The sequence below is a fragment of the Nocardia vaccinii NBRC 15922 genome (assembly GCF_001613305.1).
Lineage (GTDB): Bacteria > Actinomycetota > Actinomycetes > Mycobacteriales > Mycobacteriaceae > Nocardia > Nocardia vaccinii.
In genome coordinates, this window is record NZ_BDCC01000007.1 from 197,671 (window position 1) to 212,324 (window position 14,654).

The 14,654-nt window shown below is 67.9% G+C and carries 16 protein-coding genes and 1 tRNA gene; 11 read left to right on the forward strand and 6 right to left on the reverse strand.

Annotated features, from left to right (window positions below):
• The first annotated feature begins 72 nt into the window (after window positions 1–72).
• From NV1_RS03615 to NV1_RS03625, 3 genes are all read left to right on the forward strand, one after another.
• Window positions 73–1,920, forward strand: coding sequence for an ABC transporter ATP-binding protein (locus tag NV1_RS03615; RefSeq protein ID WP_067885419.1), 1,848 nt, complete (start codon window positions 73–75; stop codon window positions 1,918–1,920).
• A 273-nt stretch (window positions 1,921–2,193) separates the two neighbouring features.
• On the forward strand, window positions 2,194–3,996 hold the full coding sequence (locus NV1_RS03620; protein ID WP_245713549.1) for an ABC transporter ATP-binding protein: 1,803 nt from the start codon (window positions 2,194–2,196) through the stop codon (window positions 3,994–3,996).
• Window positions 3,997–4,295: 299 nt separating this feature from the next.
• A complete protein-coding gene (locus NV1_RS03625; RefSeq protein ID WP_281181783.1) occupies window positions 4,296–4,895 on the forward strand; it encodes a putative glycolipid-binding domain-containing protein in 600 nt (199 codons plus the stop codon).
• A 3-nt stretch (window positions 4,896–4,898) separates the two neighbouring features.
• Here the strand turns inward: NV1_RS03625 and NV1_RS03630 are convergent, their stop codons facing one another.
• Window positions 4,899–5,849 (reverse strand): prephenate dehydrogenase, encoded by a 951-nt coding sequence (locus tag NV1_RS03630; protein WP_067885421.1) that lies wholly within the window; start codon window positions 5,847–5,849, stop codon window positions 4,899–4,901.
• A 58-nt stretch (window positions 5,850–5,907) separates the two neighbouring features.
• Here NV1_RS03630 and NV1_RS03635 point away from each other — a divergent pair, with 58 nt between their 5' ends.
• The 3 genes from NV1_RS03635 (at window position 5,908) to NV1_RS03645 (ending at window position 7,074) form a co-directional block, all read left to right on the forward strand.
• A complete protein-coding gene (locus tag NV1_RS03635; RefSeq protein WP_067885423.1) occupies window positions 5,908–6,447 on the forward strand; it encodes a tRNA adenosine deaminase-associated protein in 540 nt (179 codons plus the stop codon).
• Window positions 6,448–6,483: 36 nt separating this feature from the next.
• Window positions 6,484–6,918, forward strand: a complete 435-nt coding sequence (locus NV1_RS03640) for a nucleoside deaminase (protein WP_373864581.1) — start codon at window positions 6,484–6,486, stop codon at window positions 6,916–6,918.
• 65 nt (window positions 6,919–6,983) lie between these two features.
• Window positions 6,984–7,074: transfer RNA gene (locus NV1_RS03645), tRNA-Ser, on the forward strand.
• Window positions 7,075–7,088: 14 nt separating this feature from the next.
• Here the strand turns inward: NV1_RS03645 and NV1_RS46690 are convergent.
• Window positions 7,089–7,499, reverse strand: coding sequence for a DUF6374 family protein (locus NV1_RS46690; protein ID WP_373864576.1), 411 nt, complete (start codon window positions 7,497–7,499; stop codon window positions 7,089–7,091).
• Window positions 7,500–7,597: 98 nt separating this feature from the next.
• Here NV1_RS46690 and NV1_RS03655 point away from each other — a divergent pair, with 98 nt between their 5' ends.
• Window positions 7,598–8,185, forward strand: a complete 588-nt coding sequence (locus tag NV1_RS03655; RefSeq protein WP_157116528.1) for a TetR/AcrR family transcriptional regulator — start codon at window positions 7,598–7,600, stop codon at window positions 8,183–8,185.
• Window positions 8,186–8,260: 75 nt separating this feature from the next.
• On the forward strand, window positions 8,261–9,124 hold the full coding sequence (locus tag NV1_RS03660; RefSeq protein WP_067885809.1) for an NmrA family NAD(P)-binding protein: 864 nt from the start codon (window positions 8,261–8,263) through the stop codon (window positions 9,122–9,124).
• Window positions 9,125–9,143: 19 nt separating this feature from the next.
• Here NV1_RS03660 and NV1_RS03665 read toward each other — a convergent pair whose 3' ends face one another.
• From NV1_RS03665 to NV1_RS03675, 3 genes are all read right to left on the reverse strand, one after another.
• A complete protein-coding gene (locus tag NV1_RS03665; RefSeq protein WP_067885429.1) occupies window positions 9,144–9,779 on the reverse strand; it encodes a LysE family translocator in 636 nt (211 codons plus the stop codon).
• Between the two features lie 261 nt (window positions 9,780–10,040).
• A complete protein-coding gene (locus NV1_RS03670; protein ID WP_067885432.1) occupies window positions 10,041–10,730 on the reverse strand; it encodes a DUF4190 domain-containing protein in 690 nt (229 codons plus the stop codon).
• Window positions 10,731–10,918: 188 nt separating this feature from the next.
• On the reverse strand, window positions 10,919–11,404 hold the full coding sequence (locus NV1_RS03675; protein WP_067885434.1) for a carboxymuconolactone decarboxylase family protein: 486 nt from the start codon (window positions 11,402–11,404) through the stop codon (window positions 10,919–10,921).
• Between the two features lie 162 nt (window positions 11,405–11,566).
• Here NV1_RS03675 and NV1_RS03680 point away from each other — a divergent pair, with 162 nt between their 5' ends.
• On the forward strand, window positions 11,567–12,493 hold the full coding sequence (locus NV1_RS03680; RefSeq protein WP_067885810.1) for an RNA polymerase sigma-70 factor: 927 nt from the start codon (window positions 11,567–11,569) through the stop codon (window positions 12,491–12,493).
• Window positions 12,494–12,515: 22 nt separating this feature from the next.
• On the opposite strand, the gene NV1_RS03685 is transcribed toward NV1_RS03680, so the two are convergent.
• On the reverse strand, window positions 12,516–13,448 hold the full coding sequence (locus NV1_RS03685; protein WP_067885436.1) for a GlxA family transcriptional regulator: 933 nt from the start codon (window positions 13,446–13,448) through the stop codon (window positions 12,516–12,518).
• A 72-nt stretch (window positions 13,449–13,520) separates the two neighbouring features.
• Here NV1_RS03685 and NV1_RS03690 point away from each other — a divergent pair, with 72 nt between their 5' ends.
• Entirely contained in the window at window positions 13,521–14,183 is a 663-nt protein-coding gene (locus tag NV1_RS03690; protein ID WP_067885438.1) for an HD domain-containing protein, read from the forward strand.
• A gap of 17 nt (window positions 14,184–14,200) precedes the next feature.
• Window positions 14,201–14,620: a RidA family protein gene (locus NV1_RS03695; protein ID WP_067885811.1), complete on the forward strand. Its 420-nt coding sequence runs from the start codon at window positions 14,201–14,203 to the stop codon at window positions 14,618–14,620.
• Window positions 14,621–14,654 lie beyond the last annotated feature (34 nt).

Genomic DNA, 14,654 nt, shown 5'->3' on the forward strand with positions numbered 1-14,654 from the left:
ACTGGCAGCCTGGAAGGTCGCGCCCGGAGCGTGCGGTGCGCGAGCGATCTGCCGATGAGGAGGGGGGGAGCCTTGTCCGTTTCCGTATCGGAGAATTCGGCTCGTCAGGATGTCGGTGCGACGAAATCGTCTGTCGCGCAGACTGATCCGGCCAAAGGTTCGCTACGTCGATTGTGGCCGCAGATCCGGTGGTACCGGCGGGCGATGTTCGTCGCGGCCGCACTGTCCGCGCTGGGCATGCTGTGCGACATCCTGCTTCCGGTGCTGACCGGGCGGATCGTGGACGGTCCGGTCGCGCATCGTGAATTCGATGCGATCTGGTATCCGCTGCTGATGGTCGCGATTCTCGCCGCGGTGAGCACCGTGACGTCCTGGATACGACGCTGGATGGTCGCGCATCCGGCCAGCCGCCTCGAAGTGGATCTGCGCGCGAACCTGTTCGCCCGCTTGCAGATTCTGTCGGTGGGCGTGCACGACGGGATGGAATCGGGACAGCTGACCTCCCGGGCGATCACCGATATGTCCACGCTGCGAAGGTTTTTCGCCGCTGTCGCGCCCTCGCTGCTGTCACTGGGCGCGACGCTGTGGATCGGAATCGGTCTGCTGTTCGTGTTCAGCTGGCAGATCGGGCTGGTGGAGCTGTCGATCGAGGTGCCGCTGGTGATCCTGGCGTTGCGGTTCGAGCGCGGCTACGGTCTCGCCTCGCGGCGCGCGCAGGACAAATCCGGTGATCTGGCGACCATCGTGGAAGAGTCGGCGCAGGGTATCCGGGTGCTCAAGGCATTCGGTCGCGGGCCGTGGTTCGGTGAGCGGTTCCGGCGGCAGTCCGGAGAACTGCGCGCGCTCGAGTTGTCCAAGGTGCGGCTGGCCGCGACGTTGTGGACGGCCTTGAACATGTTGTCCGCGTTGGGCATCGCGGCGGCGCTTGCCATCGGCGGATATCTGCTGGCCGAGCATGCGATGTCGTTGGGCGCGCTGATCGCGGGCATCACGCTGACGACCTATCTGCAGTGGCCGATCATGGGATTCGGTTTCCTGCTGGCGGAATTGGAGCATGCTCGCACGGCCGCCGAGCGGTACTGGGAGGTGATCGACACCCCGGTCGAGATCACCGATCCGGACGCGGCGGTGCCCCGGCCCGCCGAACTGCGTGGTGAATTGTGTTTCGACGGCGTGCGATTCCGTTTCCCGGACAGCGAACATGATCTGCTGCAACGGATTTCACTTCGGTTGAGTCCGGGTGAGACGGTCGCGGTGGTGGGCGCCACCGGTAGCGGTAAATCCGCGCTGCTGGGGCTGGTTCCGCGACTGTTCGACGTGTCCGAGGGCGCGGTGCGGATCGACGGCATCGATATCCGCGCGCTGCGGCTGGCCGATCTGCGGTCGATGGTGTCGGTGGCGTTCGAGGATCCGGTGCTGTTCTCGGCGAGTGTCCGGGAGAACATCACCCTCGGCCATCCCGAGGCCACCGAATCGCAGGTCCGCGCCGTCCTGGAGGTCGCCCGCGCGGACGGCTTCGTGGACGCGCTGCCGTGGGGTTTGCGCACCCGCATCGGGGAGCAGGGGTTGAGCCTGTCCGGCGGTCAGCGTCAGCGGTTGGCCCTGGCCCGCGCGGCGCTGGCCCGCCAGCGGCATCCGGGCGGCCACATCGTGGTGCTGGACGATCCGCTCTCGGCACTGGACGTCAGCACCGAGAAACAGGTCCAGGACCGTCTGCGCGCGGCCCTGTCGGGCGCGACGGTCCTGCTGGTCGCGCACCGGCCCTCCACGGCGGCCTGGGCCGACCGGGTCGCGGTGCTGGACCGCGGCCGGATCATCGCCGACGGCCCCCACGAGGAACTCCTGGACACCTGCCCGCGCTACCGCGAACTGATGGGCGGCGAGATGACCGAGGACATCACCCCGGTCCCCGCTCGATGATCCAGAACTCCGCAACTCGTTCGACAGGAAGTGAAGATGTCGGAAGATTGTGATACCCAGCAACATTCAAAACCGAACCGGTCCCGGCCGGCTGTGACAACGGAGCCGGTCCCCGATTCCGTCACCGCCGCAACCGGTACGGACCGGATCGGCGCGGATGACTCGGCTCCGCAGCCCGGCCGCGATTCTCGCACTGTAACTACGGGTTCGGATTCCACCGGCGAAGACGGCTGGCGTGGTGTCGCGGCGGAGGAGGCCGAGGCCACCGAGGAGGTGAATCTCGCGCTGGCGGCTCGGTCGCGGCGGTTGCTGTGGTCGCTGGTGCGGCCGTATCGGGTGTGGGCGGTGGCCGCGATAGCGCTGGTGGTCGTGGACAACGCGACGATGGTGGCGGTGCCGCTGTTCGTCGCGCGCGGACTCGACGCCGGAGTGCGTAACGCGTTGGTCGGCAACTGGATTCCGCTGACGGTGGCGGTGGGCGGCGTGACCGGGTGCGCGCTGCTCGGCGGGCTGACGACCTTCACCTTCGTGCGAATTTCCGGACGGTTGAGTCAGAATGTGCTGTTCGATCTGCGGCTGCGGGTGTTCGGGCACGTGCAGCGGCTCTCGATCGCGTTCCACGAGAACTACACCTCCGGCAAGATCGTCGCGCGGCTGACCAGCGATCTGGAATCGCTCGAGGATCTGCTCGACCGCGCGCTCAACGATGCGCTCAGCGCGGTGTTGTCGGTGCTGACCATCGCGGTGGTACTGGTCTGTCTGGACGTTCCGCTGGCGCTGGTGGTGCTGGCCGGATTCGTTCCGCTGGTCTACGTCACACGGTGGGCGCAGCGGCATCAGCGCGCGGGCTATCGGCGTACCCGCGGCGCGATAGCCAAGGTCGTCGTGCATTTCGTCGAGGTGATGGCGGGAATCCGTGCGGTGCAGGCATTTCGGCGTGAAGAGCGCAACGAAACGCTGCTGGCACAGGAGGATTCGGTCTACGGTGCGGCGAATACCAGCGCGTTGCGCGGCATGGCGACCTACATCGGCTGGGCCCGGCTGATCCAGAACGTCACCACCGTGGTGATCCTGGTCTTCGGTGCGTGGCGAGTCATACACGGCCACACCCAGATCGGTGTTCTCGCGGCATTCCTGCTGTATCTGCGGCAGTTCTACGGCCCGGTGGACGAACTGGCGCAGGTGTTCAACTCCTACCAGTCCGCGGCGGCCGCGCTCGAGCGCGTTTCCGGTGTGCTCGAGGAGCAGCCGAGCGTTGCCGAGCCCGCGCGGCCGCGAGCATTGGAGCGTCCGCGTGGTGAACTACGTTTCGAGAATGTCGGTTTCGAATATCCGGCGCGCCGGACGCAGACCGATGAAACCGGTTCCGATAAAAGCGCGGGCCAGCCGATCCCGGTGCTGCCGACGTTCTCGCTGACAATTCCGGCCGGGCAGATCGTCGCGCTCGTCGGGGCGACCGGGGCCGGGAAATCGACGCTGGCCAAACTCGTCGCGCGGTTCTACGACCCGTCGCGAGGCGGGGTGCTGCTGGACGGCGTCGATCTGCGCGAGATCTCCGATGCGCGGCTGCGGTGCGCGGTGACCATGGTGACGCAGGAGTCCTACCTGTTCTCCGGTTCGGTGGCCGACAACATCCGGCTCGGCAAACCCGAGGCCACCGACGCGGAGGTGCACGCGGCGGCCCGCGCGGTCGGGTTCTACGACTTCGCGATGTCCCTGCCCGAGGGTTTCGCCACCGATGTGCGCAAACGCGGTGGCCGGCTGTCGGCGGGGCAGCGTCAGCTGGTCGCCTTCGCGCGAGTATTCCTCGCCGATCCAGCGGTGATCGTCCTGGACGAAGCCACCTCCAGCCTCGACATCCCCGGTGAGCGGCAGGTGCAGAACGCCCTGGAGACGGTGCTGCGCGACCGGACCGCGGTCATCATCGCCCACCGCCTGTCCACCGTCGCCATCGCCGACCGTGTCCTGGTCCTGGACTCCGGCCGGATCATCGAGGACGGCGCCCCCGAGGAGCTGATCACCGGAACCGGCCATTTCGCCGGCCTGCATACCGCTTGGCGTGAATCGCTGGTCTGAGCTCGGCCGATGAGGCCGGCGGCGGCCGGGCCCGTGGACTCGGCCCCGCGGGCACGGCAGCCGGGTGCGACGTCGAATGCGGCCGTCGAATGCGGCCGCCGGACGCGGGTCGGGCGACGCCGGTGGTCGAGGTCATGGCTCGGGCGCGGTGGGGGCGGACGGCCCGCATACCGCCCCTGCGCCGCCTCCTCGGTGCGATATCCGGTCTTCGCATCGCCTGCCGGGGTGGTAAGCCGTCCGAAGTCGCCTACGGTATAGGTGTGACGAATCCAGCCCAGGGCAATTCGCAAGCCGCCCCGGTGAGCGGTGCCGACGCGGACGCGCAACCGACCGTGTCGCGATGGCCCTCGATTCTCACCTGGCGCGCGCACAACGGCAGCCGGATGGAGTCGGTGCGCGTCGTGCTGACCGGCAATCGGATCCGCGCCTCCGGACGTATCACCGGCGGCGAATGCGCTGATCATCCCGCATTCAGCGCCTCCTACGATCTGATCACCGACGAGAACGGCGCGACCAAACGCCTGTCGCTGCGCAGTACCGTCGCCGCGGGCGAGCAGCATGCCTCGATCGCCCGCGACCAGGAGAACTACTGGCTCATCGACACCGGCGGTACGCATGTGCGCTCCACCTTCGCCGGAGCGCTGGACGTCGACGTGGTGCTCAGCCCGTTCTTCAACACCCTCCCGATCCGCCGCTACGCCCTGGCCCGCTCCATCGGCGACGTCGAGGTTCCGGTCGTCTACGTCCGCCTGCCGGACCTGCTGGTTCAGGAAGCGAGCCTGACCTACTCCGCCGGATCCGACGGCATTCACGTGCTGTCGCCGGTGTCCAGCGCGACCCTCACCGTCGATCCGGACGGATTCGTGCTCGACTATCCGGGGTTGGCCCAGCGGATCTGAGGTTCAGTCCAGGTTGCGGATCACCCCACCGCGCTGACCCGCCTCGTGCAGCCGGGTCAGCCAATCCTGGTCTCCGGGGCGGACATCGGTGATCTCCCAGCGTCGCAGGTCCTCGTAGCGGACCCGTTCGCTGTAGCCGGCGTCGATGAGTTCGCCGAGGGTGCCATCGGCGGCCAGGCTCGCGCGGGCGTCGGTGAGCAGGCGCAGCGTGTCGTCGAGCGCGTCCAGCAGGGCGGCGGCGTTCGGTTCGCAGATCGCGCGGACCAGATCGGCCGACGTGCCCGCGACCCGGGTGCCGTCGCGGAAGGAACCCGCGGCCAGGCCCAGTGCCAGATCGCCGCCGGCGGCACCGGCGACGGCCAGCGCCTCGGCCAGCACATGCGGCAGATGCGAGATGCGCGCCACCGCGCGGTCGTGTTCGCCGGCGAGTACCGGCACGACATCCGCGCCGCAGTCCAGTGCGAGCCGCGCCACGCGGGTCCAGGTCTGCGCATGCGTGCCCGGGTCCACGCCGACCGCCCACGCCGCCCCGCGGAACAGCTCGGGAGTCGATGCGGCCCAGCCGGATTCGGAGGTTCCGGCCATCGGATGCCCGCCGACGTACCGGGCGCCGAGCTCGTACCGGCGCACCGTGTCCGCGACGGGAGCCTTCACGCTCACCACATCGGTGAGCGCGCAGTCGGGGGCGAAGAGTTTCACATCGGACAGGATCGAATCGAGAGCCGGCATGGGGACACCGACCACGAGCAAGGCGTCGTCGGTCGCGGCGCGCCGCAACACGGTCCCGATATCGTCGGAGACGTCGAATCCGTCGGCCCGCGCGGCCTGCACACCGCCGTGGGAGCGGTTGTACGCCCACGCCTCATATCCGGCCGCGACGGCCGCGCGGAGCACGGAACCGCCGATCAAACCCGTTCCCAGCACACATATCGCGGACTTCCGATCGAGGGTCACCGGACCAGATTCGCATACGACTTCAACATTTGAGCCGAAGCGGACTACCGTTGCGGCCATGGCAGCACAGCGCTCGAGCACGAACAGGGCGACGTCGGATGATTACGACGACGTGGAAGGGTTCGCAGTAGCGGTTGTCCGCGAAGAAAGCACCTGGCGATGCAGTCCGCTGAGTTCCGCGGCACTGCATTCGCTGGCCGAGGCCGAGGACGAGTTGCGCGAGCTGCGCAGCACCGGCGCGGTATTCGGATTGCTGGATATAGACGATGAGTTCTTCATCGTGCTGCGGCCCGCGCCCACCGGTTCTCGCCTACTCATCTCCGACGCCACCGCGGCGATCGACTACGACATCGCCGCCGACGTGCTCGAGGCCTTGAACGTCGAGATTCCCGATATCGATCCGGACGATCTGGACGACGTAGAGCCTTGGGAGGAGGGCGATCTCGGCGTGCTGTCGGATCTGGGCCTGCCCGAGCCGGTGCTCAGCGTGATCCTCGCCGAGAGCGATCTGTACCCCGACGAGCAACTCGGCATGATCGCGCAGCGTCTCGGCTTCACGAACGAGTTGTCCGCGGTTCTGGACAAGCTGCCGCGCTGAGCAGTGCGGTCCCGCGATGTGCGCGCCGACGAGGAGATGATCCGCGCGGCCCTGTCGGCGGCACAGGCCGCCGATCCGCGTGACGTCCCCGTCGGCGCGGTGGTGTTCGACGCGTCCGGCCGGGAGTTGGCGCGCGCCGCCAACGCCCGCGAGGCCCTGGGCGACCCCACCGCGCACGCCGAGGTGCTGGCGTTGCGCGCCGCCGCCGCGGTGGTCGGCGATGGTTGGCGGCTCGAGGGCACGACCCTCGCGGTCACCCTGGAGCCCTGCACCATGTGCGCGGGCGCACTCGTCCTGGCCCGCGTCCGCCGCCTCGTCTTCGGCGCCTGGGAACCCAAGACCGGCGCCGTCGGCTCCCTGTGGGACGTCGTCCGCGACCGCCGCCTCAACCACCGCCCCGAAGTTCGCGGCGGCGTCCTCGAATCCGATTGCGCCGCAACGCTCGACGCCTTCTTCCGTCGGCAGCGCTGAACGCGTTCGGGCGGCCGACCCTGCCGATTTCGGGTTCGGCGGGGTCTTCCGGTAAAGTCACCTGCGGTGGCGTGTCCGAGCGGCCTAAGGAGCACGCCTCGAAAGCGTGTGAGGGGTAACCCCCCTCCGAGGGTTCAAATCCCTCCGCCACCGCCAGAGCCCCTGACCTGTCATCGCAGGTCAGGGGCTTTTTCATGTCCCGAGCTTGCTCGCCGGATGGGCACCCCTCTACCCACCATGCGTCCGCATCGGGGATCGCACACTCGCTTTCGGACATGTTGGAGCGGTGGTCGGTTCGATCTCGCTCGTTCCCGTTCGCCTGATCGTGAGGTCCGGCTGGACGCCGGGAGTGTCAGGCTGCGGAGGCCGGCCCGGATCGCTCGGCGACGTGGGGCCGCTTCGGTGAGGATTTGCAGGCCGGCGGCGACCTTGCCGGACATGATGTTCAGCTGTTCGGGCGGGACGGGGGTGCTGGTGGCGGCGGCGTCGGCCAGGTGGTCGCGGACCTGCTCCAACCACAGCTGCGCGAACTGGATGTGGCGGTCGAGTGGCATGGGGACACTGTACCGACATTCGAACATGAGTTCGAGTATTTCGGTGAGTGTGATCGCGTCGGGGTGGCGGCGCCGGGGGTATATTACGTTACGTATCCGTTCCGTTTCGTAATTTGGAGGTGGTCGTGCCAGGTTCGCGCGATACCGAGCCCGCCCGTGGCAGGCCCCGTGATGCTGCTCGCGATCTGGCGATCCTGGATGCGACGTTGAAACTGCTGGTCGAGGTCGGATACGACCAGTTGTCCATCGAATCGGTCGCTGCCGCGGCGGGGGTCGGGAAGCCGACGGTCTATCGGCGCTACGCCGGTAAGGCCGCGCTGGTGGCTGCCGCGGTCGAGCATCGGGCGGCCAGTACTCCGCCCGCCGCTACGGGCGACGATCTTCGCGAGGCTCTGGTGCGGACCGTGGAATGGCTGGCCGAGCAGATCGCCGAGCAGGAGGTCGGGTTGCTCGGCGCGTTGTTCACGGGGATGCGGAGCGATCCGGAGCTCGCCGCGGGTATGCGGCGGATCCTGCGACGTGACGAAGCGGCGATGACCGCGCAGCCGTTCGCCGATTCGGAACATCTCGCTCCGGGGGCCGCCGCCCTCTTCGCCGAGATCGCTCCGGCGCTCATCGTGCACCGCATCGTCATCGTCGGCGAGAGCTGCGACCGGAGCTTCGTCGAGCACGTCGTCGATGACATCCTGCTGCCGCTGCTCAGGCGTCGATGAACAGTGGAATATTCCGCTTTCACGTGGCGGACAACGGAATTCGAAGCCGACGACCGATATTTGCAGGAGGCATCAATGATCGTGATCACCGGAGTGACCGGAGCGCTCAACGGGGCTACCGTCGAACATCTGCTCGAGCGCGCACCCGCGGACCGGATCGGCGTCAGCGTGCGCGATGTCGCGAAAGCGCAGCACCTGGCGGACCGGGGCGTGCGCGTGCGACGCGGTTCCTACGGCGACCCGGCCGCATTGCGGCACTCGTTCGAGGGTGCGGATCAGGTACTGCTCGTCTCCCAGAACGACCCCGCGGCCGACGGAATCCAACTGCACCGCAACGCCATCGGAGCTGCCATCGAAGCCGGGGCCCAGCGCATTCTGTACACCAGCCACCAGAACGCGCGCGGCGACAGCCCGTTTCCCCCGGCGCACGAGCATGCCGCCGCCGAAGCGCTGCTCGCGCGATCGGGGGTCGCCTGGACCTCGTTGCGCAATGGCTTCTACGCCCACAGCCTCGACTGGCTGCTCGGCCCCTGGCAGCAGACCGGCGTCATCGCCGCACCCGCCGACGGCCCGGTCTCCTGGACCGACCGCGCCGATGCGGCCGAGGCAGCCGCGATCATCCTCACCGCTTCGCGAGCGCTCGACGGCCCGGTCACCCTCACCGCTCGCCGCGCCGTCACCTTTGACGAAATCGCTTCCACCGCAGCCGAACTCACCGGGAGAGCGATCAAGCGGGTCGTCGTGGACGACGACCGGTGGGTCGCCGGCAAAGTCGCATCCGGCACCCCCGAACCCACGGCCCAAATGTTGCTGCGATTCTTCCGAGCCGCGCGAAACGACCACTTCGCCGACACCGACCCGCTCCTGGCCGAGCTCCTGGGCCGCGAACCGCACACGGTCGCCGACCTGCTCACCGCTCGGCTCGCCGACCCCCGGTGACTCCGCTCGGAGGAACGGTCTAGTTGGCGCCGGTGAGCGCCATCCCCGCGCCCACTCCGATGATCATCAATCCGCCTGTGCTGCCGACGGTTTCGAGACGCCGGGGAGAGCGGGCGAACCAGGATCGCGCCGTCGCCGCCACCAGCGCCCAGGTGCTGTCCGAAAGTGCCTGGATCGCAAGGAATATCGCACCGAGTAACAGCATCTGAGCAGGCAGGGCGCCTCGTGCGGGTACCGCGAACTGCGGGAGGACGGCGCTGAAGAATACGATCGTCTTGGGGTTGGTCGCACCGACGATGAATCCTTGCCGGAACACGCGGCCGGCGTCGGGGCTCGGGACCTTCGAGTGCAGAACCGCGGCGAGTTTCCGGCGGTGCCGGATCGTGTTGACGCCCAGGTAGATCAGGTACACGGCCCCGACGATCTTCACGATCAGGAACAGCGTCGCCGAGGCCACCATCACCGCGCCCAGGCCGAACGACACCGCGACCAGCGGTACGAACGATCCGGTCACTCCACCGGCGACCGACAAAATCGCGGACCGGCGTCCCAGGCTCAATGCCCGGCCGATGGCGAACAATACGTTCGGCCCCGGAATGACGATGATGATCAAGGCGGCCACGGCGAATGCAGCGGCATGTGACAGCGGAACCATCTCTCGAAGCGTAGCCGCCCTCGACCGTGCCGCGGCGAGAACTGGTGAAGGCTCAACCGCCTTGCCGGACAATATGTTGCGGTCGCATCGGGATCACCGACCGCGCACCGCGGCACCGTCGGCGACGGTGCACACGAACACCGTCGCCGGGAGAATCGCCCCGGTCACCCGTGCCCAGCGGCACGACCAGCGCTCACGCAATCCGAGTCATCCATCGCGCGATAGGGAACCATGCGCGGCGAGCGGGCGGCTGCATCGGTATCAGTCGAAGGCGCCGGTGAGTTTCCGGTCGCCGCTGCGGACGAAGAGGCAGGCGGCGCTGTGGTTCGCGTCCCACGAGGATTCGGTGTCGGCGAAAAGGTAGGCGGCCTGGACCCGGGTGCCGGACGGGACCTTGCCGGACATGCCGGTCAGGGCCGTTTCGCAACTCGTGCGGGCATCCGAGGTGATGCCGCTGCGGTCGCTCCAATCGTGATCGGAGAGATGGGCGAACGTCATCACCTGGGCGTCGTGCGGCTGCTCGCAGGAGATGACCTTCAGGCGTACATGTTGCGCGTCGGCGTCCGAGGTGAGGCCGGTGACATTGTCCAGGCAGTCGCCGGTGTGCAGCGAATCGAACACGGGCTTCGCTGCGGAGGTGGAGGTTTCGACGTTCCCCACCCACAGGTGCACCGAGCCTGTTGCCACCAGCAGCACCGAGAGCGTGATCCAGGCCAGAGCGGCGGTGAGTCCGGCGACGGCGAGACCGAATCCGCGTTCGCCGCGGGATCTGATCCGGATCAGCGCGACGATCGCCAGGGGTACCGCGATCGGACTGGTGCAGGCGATGACGCCGAGAATCAGCGCCGTGATCGCCAGGCCGCTCGTCCGCGGCTGCGGCATCTGCGGCTGTCCCCAGGCCGGATGACCGGGCGGTGGGCCGACGGGGTAGGTGGGCTGTTGATAGGTCATGATGTCGGCTCCTCGCTCGAACCGGACGGTGCAACTCGCCCATCGCGTTCGGCGGCGGTTGCCGGATACCGAACGCGATGGGCGGGCCGGGGTTGTCGGCTACGTCGAGCCTGAGCGTCGAGACCACGGAACGGCTTACGAAAGCCTTAATGCTCCAGCGTTGTTCGCTGCAACCGTACGGCCCGTGGTCAGTTCGCCACGGCGTCGAAGGCGCCGGGTTGATACGAGCCGCCCTTGGTCCTGGTGATCACCAACAACCGGTTGGCGGCGTTGATCATGGCGACCAGATAGATCAGTGCGGCGATCTGGTCGTCGTCGAAGTGTTTGCGCACCACGGTCCAGGTTCGGTCGGAGACGCCGTGGTCGGCGTCGGCCATGCGGGTGCCCTCCTCGGCCAGGGCCAGTGCGGCCTGTTCGGCGTCGGTGAACACCGTGGATTCGCGCCAGGCGGCGACCAGGTTGACTCGTACGGCGGGCTCACCGCCGGCCGCGAGCTCCTTCGCATGCGCGTCGACACAGTATCCGCAGCCGTTGATCTGGCTGGCCCGCAACTCGACCAGTTCGATCAGGGATTTCGGCAGCGGTGACCGCAGAATCGCCGCACTGGTATTGGCGAAGCGCTTACCGATCTCGGCGCCGAACTGGTTGGCATTCAGGTCGAAACGGGGGTCCATCGGGTGATCCTCACTCGCGGTAATGGATTGAACGATCACAAGACGGCGGCGCGCCGACCGGCATAACGGCGCCGCGGTGTGAGGTGAACCATGCCGTTCCCGTGTTACGGCGCGGCGGTCACCGGCGTCGGATGGGAGACTCTCCTCCAGAAAGCGGCAGCCATGGCAGATACGAAGCACACCTCACCGCCCGATCGCGGCGGCGGAGGCCGGGCGGACCTCGCTACCGAAGTTTTTGTCGCCCACCGCAATCTGCTGTTCACCGTCGCCTACGAGCTGCTCGCTTCGGCCGCCGACGCGGAAGACGTCCTGCAGGAAACCTGGCTGCGGTGGACCGGCGTCGATCTCGACACCGTTCGAGACCAACGCGCATATCTGATCCGGATCACCACGCGCCGAGCACTCGACCGGCTGCGCGCCCTCGGCCGCCGCAAGGAGTCCTACGTCGGCCCGTGGTTACCGGAACCCCTGCTCACCGCGCCCGACGTGGCCGAGGATATCGAACTGGCCGAACATGTTTCGATGGCGATGCTGCTCGTGCTGGAAACCCTGTTGCCGATCGAGCGAGCGGTGTTCGTACTGCGCGAGGTCTTCGACCTGGAGTACGAGGAGATCGCCGAAGCCGTCGGCAGAACCCCGGCCGCGGTCCGCCAGCTCGCCTACCGGGCCCGTTCCCACGTCTCGGCCCGCCGCCCGCGCGGAAACGTGTCCGCGGCGGACACCAGGGCAGCGCTGACGGCCTTCCAACGCGCCGTGGACACCGGCGACCTGCAACATCTGCTCGACATCCTCGCGCCCGATGTCGTATTCCTCGGCGACGGGGGCGGCGTCGCCCGAGCCGCCCTGACACCCATCGTCGGAGCGGAGGCCGTCACCGCCGTCCTGACCGCAGGACTGGGCAACCTGGCCGCCAGAACGCCCGAACCGGCCCACGTCAACGGCCATCCGGCGCTCCTGCTCCGCATCGACGATCGGATCGACACCGTGCTGGCCCTGCGGCTCGACGACGGCCTCATCACCGGCCTCTACTCCGTGCGCAACCCCGGCAAACTGACGCGGCTACAGGGCGAGACCGTGCTGCATCGTTGAGGTCGGGACGCTCGGCTTCCGGTCAGTGGGTGAAGGTGCGGCGGTAGGCGGTTGGGGTGGTGCCGAGGTTGCGGCGGAAGTGCAGGCGGAGGTTGGCGGCGGTGCCCAGGCCGCAGTCGCGGGCGATGTGGTCGATCGGATGCTCGGTGGTTTCCAGCAGTTCGCGGGCTCTACCGAGACGGGCGCTGAGTAGCCATTGCATCGGGGTCGTGCCGGTCTCGTCGGCGAATCGGCGCATGAGGGTGCGTTGTGAGACGCCGGCGTGCCGGGCGAGCAGTCGCAGCGTGAGCGGTTCGCCGAGACGTTGCAGAGCCCAGCCGCGGGTATCGGACAGCGACGTCTCACCGGCCACCGGAACGGGCGCGGGAACGTACTGGGCCTGACCGCCTTCGCGATGCGGCGCTGCCACCACGCCGCGGGCGATTCGATTGGCCGTCACCGCGCCGAGGTCGCGGCGCACGATGTGCAGGCACAGATCGATACCGCAGCACACACCGGCCGAGGTGAGCACATCTCCCTCGTCGATGTACAGCACGTCGCGCTCGACTCGCACCGCCGGGAAGCCCCGTTCGAAGTCATCGATGTACTGCCAGTGGGTCGTGGCGCGCAACCCGTCCAGGATGCCCGCGGCGGCCAGCGTGAAGGCCCCGGTGCAGATCGAAACCATGCGTTTGCCCTGCTCACGGGCCTGTCTCAGAACTTCGATCGCGGCCTCGGGCGGACGGTAATGCGGTTCGCAGCCCGGCACGATCACGGTATCGGCGGCGCGCACCTGTTCCGGACCTCCGGCGGCGGTCACGGTGAAGCCCGCGCTCGTGGTCACCGTCGGCGTGAGGGCGCAGAGCGTCATCTCGTAGGGGGTCTCCGGGCGGGCGTTGAAGATCTGCGCCGGAATGGACAGGTCGAGCGGGGTGACCCCGTCCAGCGCCAGAACCGCGACTCGATGCACAGTCATGGCAATATCCTAACGAAATGGGGCAATCTTGCCACTTACCAGTTCAGGACGCTGAACGACAAGCTGGAGACCATGACCGACCCGGCCCGCGAACTGATCGCACTACCCAGCACGCCACTTGCCGACGCGATCGTGAACCTCATCCGCGGCGTGGAATCGACCTCGGTGTTCAACCACAGCATCCGCACCTATCTGTTCGCCCGGCTGGCTGCCGCGCGCCGGGCCCTGACCGCGGGCCGTGACTACGACGACGACCTGCTCTTCGCCGCCTGCACCATGCACGACCTCGGTGTGGCCACCGACGGCCCGCACAGCCAGCGATTCGAGGTCGAAGGCGCGGATCGGGCCGCGAATTTCCTGCGCGAGAGGGGAATCGGCGATGCCGAGGCCGATCGGGTGTGGCAGGCCATCGCCCTGCACACCTCGCCGGGCATCGCCGAACGTCGCGGAGTGCTGTGCGTACTCGTGCGTGCGGGTGTCGCCGTGGATTTCGGCGGACCGCTGGGTGCGGACCATCTCGCGGATCTCACCGATGAGCAGGCCGCGGCGGTGCACGCCGCCTATCCGCGACTGGACATGGTCCGCTCCCTCACCGACGCGATCGTCGCGCAGGCCGCGAAGAATCCGAAAAACGCGCCGCGGTACGCGATTCCGGGCGAATTCCTGCGCGAACGCGAAATCTTCGGCCGGACCAGGCTGGAGCACTCCTGCCGAACGTCCCGATGGGGCAACTGATCAGAAAGGCACCACCGATGACCATCCAGACCATTGAAATCTCGGACAGTTCCGAGGTTTTCGGAAAGACGACAGACGCCTTCGCCCGCTTCGGGCATTCCGCCGCGGTTCGTGCCCACGGCCTGCTGTTCATCTCCGGCCAGATCGGTCGTCGCCCGGACGGGACCGCCGGCGAAACCGTCGAGGAGCAGACCGAACTCGCGCTGCGGCGCATCGAGGAGATCCTCCGTCAGGAGAACCTGGACCTCGACGCGTTGGTCGACGTCACCAGCTACCACGTCGACATCCGCCGCAACCTCCCCGAATTCCTCACCGCCAAACAACGATTCATCCACGCCCCCTACCCCGCCTGGTCGATCATCGGCGTCGACGGCCTGGCCGGTCCGGAGCTGCTCGTCGAAATCCAGGCAACCGCAACATATCCCGAACGCGGCTGACCCTCGGGCCTGCCCGGCAGTGCCGCGCCGCAGC

What these genes read in the sequence shown, in the direction of transcription:
- NV1_RS03680 (WP_067885810.1), top strand. Translation starts at nt 11,567, where the DNA reads ATGGCAGATACGAAGCACACCTCACCGCCCGATCGCGGCGGCGGAGGC.
- NV1_RS03685 (WP_067885436.1), bottom strand. Translation starts at nt 13,448, where the DNA reads ATGACTGTGCATCGAGTCGCGGTTCTGGCGCTGGACGGGGTCACCCCG.
- NV1_RS03660 (WP_067885809.1), top strand. Translation starts at nt 8,261, where the DNA reads ATGATCGTGATCACCGGAGTGACCGGAGCGCTCAACGGGGCTACCGTC.
- NV1_RS03670 (WP_067885432.1), bottom strand. Translation starts at nt 10,730, where the DNA reads ATGACCTATCAACAGCCCACCTACCCCGTCGGCCCACCGCCCGGTCAT.
- NV1_RS03635 (WP_067885423.1), top strand. Translation starts at nt 5,908, where the DNA reads ATGGCAGCACAGCGCTCGAGCACGAACAGGGCGACGTCGGATGATTAC.
- NV1_RS03665 (WP_067885429.1), bottom strand. Translation starts at nt 9,779, where the DNA reads ATGGTTCCGCTGTCACATGCCGCTGCATTCGCCGTGGCCGCCTTGATC.
- NV1_RS03695 (WP_067885811.1), top strand. Translation starts at nt 14,201, where the DNA reads ATGACCATCCAGACCATTGAAATCTCGGACAGTTCCGAGGTTTTCGGA.
- NV1_RS03675 (WP_067885434.1), bottom strand. Translation starts at nt 11,404, where the DNA reads ATGGACCCCCGTTTCGACCTGAATGCCAACCAGTTCGGCGCCGAGATC.
- NV1_RS46690 (WP_373864576.1), bottom strand. Translation starts at nt 7,499, where the DNA reads ATGTTCGAATGTCGGTACAGTGTCCCCATGCCACTCGACCGCCACATC.
- NV1_RS03690 (WP_067885438.1), top strand. Translation starts at nt 13,521, where the DNA reads ATGACCGACCCGGCCCGCGAACTGATCGCACTACCCAGCACGCCACTT.
- NV1_RS03640 (WP_373864581.1), top strand. Translation starts at nt 6,484, where the DNA reads ATGATCCGCGCGGCCCTGTCGGCGGCACAGGCCGCCGATCCGCGTGAC.